The sequence below is a fragment of the Candidatus Binatia bacterium genome (assembly GCA_036382395.1).
Classification (GTDB): domain Bacteria; phylum Desulfobacterota; class Binatia; order HRBIN30; family HRBIN30; genus JAGDMS01.
Window position 1 is genome coordinate 1 of the sequence record DASVHW010000269.1, and the last position, 3,042, is coordinate 3,042.

Consider the following 3,042-nt stretch of genomic DNA (forward strand, 5'->3'; position numbering starts at 1 on the left):
TAGGGGCGCAAGTTTTCGAGCCCGAGCGCACCTGTGGTTTGATGGCGACTTATGGGAAGCCCAGCGAAAGCCTTCGCAACTCCATCAAGAGAATGTTTGATTACAGTTTGTCTCCTTCCGTTGGCTGGAGCAGTTTTGGATAGTAATCCACGAACTCAGAGTCCGTTTCTGTGAAGGGTTTCGGATGCCGGCCGATGACGGACGGAGCCGCGAACACCGAGGCTGGGGCCGGCGTCCGAAAGCCTCCAAGGAAGGAAACCGCGGGAAGTGGCACGCGGTCGTGCAGCGGGCGCTATGGGGATTTGAGCGCGGGAGAAGAGGTGCGTGATGGCAACCGACACCCATGAGTGCATTGGTCGACGACGTTGCCGGGCATGAGGAGCCCTCTGCGAGGGTAAGTATCTGCCTTGAGCAAAGAAGATTGGTGCGCAAGTTGAGATTTCAAGCGTGCATTTGAGCGAGCGCTGCCGTGGCGGATCGACGACCAGCGAGAAAGATCGGTATTGTGAATTTGTGGCGTGGGGATCTTGATCATGACGTATCGATCCTGATCGCGGTTGGCGGCGGCGGTCGATATCGCGGCGTCGAGCCGCGATTGAAGGTCTCGACGATGCTCATGCGACTGCCGCAACATGGACATGGATGCGAGAAGGTCGGCGGCTCGGTGGCGTTGGCGCCGGCTGCATCATGTGCCTCTGTCTCGGGCATTGGCACAGCGAGCAGTTCGCGGGCTCGGGCGATGTTGTCGGCACGAGCGCCACTGGCGAACAAGCCGTAGTGTCGGATGCGATGGAAGCCCTTCGGCAGCACGTGGACGAGGAAGCGGCGGATGAACTCGCCCGTCTTCAGCGTCATGGTCATGTAGCGGCCGGGCCCCTCGATCCGGTAGTCCTTGTACCTGAACGTGACGCCGGTCTCGTCGGCGGCGATGAGCCGGCTGTTGGAGATCGCGACCCGGTGCGTGTAGCGCGACAGATAGGCCAGCACCTGCTCGGGCCCAGCGAACGGCCGCTTGCTATAGACAAACCACTTGGTCCGATGCAGCGGCGCGAGATAGGCCTTGAACGCAGCCTTGTCGGCGAGGTGGGCATGATCGCCGAAGAACTGCAGGCGGTCGGCGTCGTTCGCGGCGACCAGCATCTCCAGCATCAGGCGGCGGAACAGCCGCGACAGCACCTTCACCGGCAAGAGGTAGTTGGGACGGCAGCCGATCCAACGTGTGCCGTCGAGCGATATCCCGCCACCCGGTACGATCATGTGCACGTGCGGGTGATGCGTCATCGCGGAGCCCCAGGTGTGGAGCACCGACGTGAAGCCGATCCTGACGCCCAGGCGCTTGGGATCGGCCGCAATCGTCAGCATTGTCTGCGACGAAGCCTTGAACAAGAGATCGTAGATGACGGCCTTGTTCTGGTAGGCGATGGCCCCGATCCGCACCGGCAACGTGAACACGACGTGGAAGTAAGGGACGGGCAGCAGCTCGGCCTTGCGCTCCTCCATCCATGCGAGCGCCTGCGAGCCCTGGCACTTGGGACAATGCCGGTTGCGGCAGCTGTTATAGGCGATCGCCGTGTGCGAGCAGTCCTCGCAGCGCATAACATGCCCGCCGAGAGCCGCTGTGCGGCAGCTCTCGATCGCCGACATCACCTTCAACTGGCCGAGGCTCACGTGGCCAGCATTGGCTTTACGCCAAGCGGCCCCGTGGTCGCGGAAGATATCCGCGATCTCCAGAACTGGACGGGCCATCAGCGCCGCGCGTCAGGCGGGCGGCTCGTCCTTCTTGGGCTTCAGGCTGAGATGCTCCAACGGGCTCATGACCGCGCGGATGGTGTTGGTGGCGATGCGCGTGTAGAGCGCCGTCGTATCGAGTTTGGCATGTCCGAGTAGAACCTGAATCACTCTGATATCGGTGTTCTGCTCCAGAAGATGGGTTGCAAAGCTATGCCGCAGCGTGTGCGGGGACACCCGTTTGGTGATCTCCGCCATATCCGCTGCCGCATGGCAGGCCCGGTTGAGCTGGCGCGTCGACATGGGTTGGAGTGGATCGCGGCCCGGGAACAGCCAGGCGGTCGGTCGCGCGATGCGCCACCAGTCGCGCAAAAGTTCGAGCAACACAGGGGAGAGCATCGCGTGCCGATCCTTGCGGCCCTTGCCCTGCTCGACGCGCAGCATCATGCGCTTGCTGTCAATATCGGACACCTTCAGCGCGGCGACCTCGGACACGCGCAGGCCCGCACCATAGGCGACGCTGAACGCGGCCTTGTACTTGACGCCAGGGGCGGCCTCCAGAAAACGCGCCACCTCCTCGGGGCTCAATACCAACGGCAGCTTGCGCGGCTCGTGCACAAAGGTCAGGTGTCGAACCGCATCGGTCCGATCGAGCGTCACGGTGAAGAAAAACCGCAGCGCCGAGACCGTGGAGTTGATGGTCGGCGCACCCACGCGGTTCTCGGTCAGGTGCAGCTGGAACAGACGCAGGTCCTCATTGGACGCTGTGTCCGGCGATCGACGCAGGAACCTTGCCAGGTTTGTAACCGCGCGGATGTAGTCGCTTTGGGTCTTCGACGTGAAATGGCGGACCGTCATGTCCTCGATCATTCGCCGCCGCAACGGGCTGATGGTCTTGTCGGTCATGGGATACTCCTGTCTGAACCGAGGTTGTTAACCCCGCGATTTTCAAACAGGACGCCCCATTCCGTCACCGCGTTCCCGTCAGTCCAATGCACCACCTTGCGCACAGCGCTCTACCGCGCGAGCGGTTTCGTTCCATGATCCACAACGGACGAACAAGATACGAGGCGCTTGAAAAGCGCTCGTCATTCCCAGCAAACCGTGATCCTGTTGGCTTGGGCAATTCCTAGGTGGTATCTGGCGAGTTGCGATTGAGCACAGAAGGATCCAACGACCATGTACCGCCATCATTTACTGGTTGCGACGCTCGCCCTAGCGGCGATGCTTTCTGTACCTGCCGCGGCCCAGGCTCTGCAGTCGTGGACGCAGGTGGGTCGCCGCCACTTGCGACAATCACGGCTACCTTACGCT

General features: G+C 61.9%; 2 protein-coding genes. Both read right to left on the reverse strand.

Annotated elements, in window-relative coordinates; genetic code table 11:
* Positions 1–531: 531 nt before the first annotated feature.
* Entirely contained in the window at positions 532–1,746 is a 1,215-nt protein-coding gene (locus VF515_12535) for an IS91 family transposase (GenBank protein ID HEX7408462.1), read from the reverse strand.
* A 12-nt stretch (positions 1,747–1,758) separates the two neighbouring features.
* Positions 1,759–2,634 (reverse strand): site-specific integrase, encoded by an 876-nt coding sequence (locus tag VF515_12540; GenBank protein ID HEX7408463.1) that lies wholly within the window; start codon positions 2,632–2,634, stop codon positions 1,759–1,761.
* Positions 2,635–3,042 lie beyond the last annotated feature (408 nt).

Bases quoted from the DNA above. Each gene is read 5' to 3' on its own strand.
- VF515_12535 (HEX7408462.1), bottom strand. From the start codon at position 1,746: ATGGCCCGTCCAGTTCTGGAGATCGCGGATATCTTCCGCGACCACGGG.
- VF515_12540 (HEX7408463.1), bottom strand. From the start codon at position 2,634: ATGACCGACAAGACCATCAGCCCGTTGCGGCGGCGAATGATCGAGGAC.